This window comes from Parafrankia sp. Ea1.12, assembly GCF_900465275.1.
Classification (GTDB): Bacteria; Actinomycetota; Actinomycetes; order Frankiales; family Frankiaceae; genus Parafrankia; species Parafrankia soli.
Window position 1 is genome coordinate 1 of the sequence record NZ_UBIZ01000218.1, and the last position, 1,221, is coordinate 1,221.

A 1,221-nucleotide genomic window follows, 5' to 3' on the forward strand; every position below is an offset into this window, starting at 1 on the left:
GGCGACGGACCGGCCGGGAACCGGTCTCACAGGGAGGTGAAGGTAAAGCTCCGGCCCCTGGCCCGCAGCGCCGGCAGGACCTGGCGAAGCGCCTCGACGGTCTGCGATCGATCGCCGCCGCCGTCGTGACACAGCAGGATGTCGCCCGCCCGGGCGCCGGTCAGCGTCCGCACGATCGAGGCCACCCCGGGCCGGGTCCAGTCGCGCGGGTCGACGCTCCAGCCGACCGGTGTCAGGTGCTGCGCGGCCGCGGCGGCGAGGACGGCCGGCGACCAGTCCCCGCCGGGCGACCGGAAGTACCGGGGAGCGACCCCACCGGCCGCGGTGATGATCGCCTGGGCCGCGGAGATCTCCCGGGCGACGGTCGCGGCGGAGCCGGCGCCGAACGGCGTCGGATGGTCGAGCGAGTGGTTGCCGACCGTGTGCCCCTCGGCGAGGACGCGCCGGACCAGCTCCGGGTGGGCTTTCGCCTGGACCCCGATGACGAAGAAGGTCGCGCGGACACCGTTGCCACGCAGCACCTCCAGGATCCGCGGCGTCCAGACCGGGTGCGGTCCGTCGTCGATGGTCAGCGCGATCGCGTTCGCCGGCGCCGCGGGCCGCGCGCCGCGGACCCGGCTCACCGCGCCCGACCGCCTGCCCGCCGCGGGGGCGGCCAGGGCCGGGTCGAGCGCGCCGAGTGCCGTGAGGCCGGCCGCTCCCGCGATCGACCACCCCAGCAGCCGTCGGTGGGATCGTCCGCGACGACCGAGCCGCCGGTGACCGCCGCCGCCGCCTGCATCTACTAATGGGACCTACCGGGTCGTTGTAGGGCAGGCTCGGTGCCGGTGGCCGCCAGCGGGTGAGCACTCCCATCCGACCCGGCCGCACCTTTCCGGCAACAACTGGACGCTTTACTCCCGTCAGGCCCTTTTCCGGCACTGGTACCACTCGGCTCCAGGCCAGACCGGCCACCGTCCGCAACCTCTTTTTTCATCCCCGCCGTTGACATTTCCAGCCGCAATTTATGCCCGCTTTGTACCGGCACATACGACGTATGGTCTACCGGCGCCGGGCGCTGTGAGACCCGGTGTTCGGAACAGTGAAGGGACAACGGGATGAAGGTCAGCCGTACGTGCCGCGTCCGCTCCAGTCGCAGCGGTGAGGTCTCGCCATGAGCGTGCGGCCCTCGTCCGGGGACGGTTTCGGGGCCGGGGGCGGTTTCGAGGCCGGGGGCGAAGC

General features: G+C 72.9%; 1 protein-coding gene. It reads right to left on the reverse strand.

Features of this window, described 5'->3' with window-relative positions; all coding sequences use genetic code 11:
• Positions 1–26: 26 nt before the first annotated feature.
• Complete coding sequence (locus FMEAI12_RS08450; protein ID WP_235013823.1) at positions 27–623, reverse strand: polysaccharide deacetylase family protein; 597 nt, start codon at positions 621–623, stop codon at positions 27–29.
• Between the last annotated feature and the right edge of the window lie 598 nt (positions 624–1,221).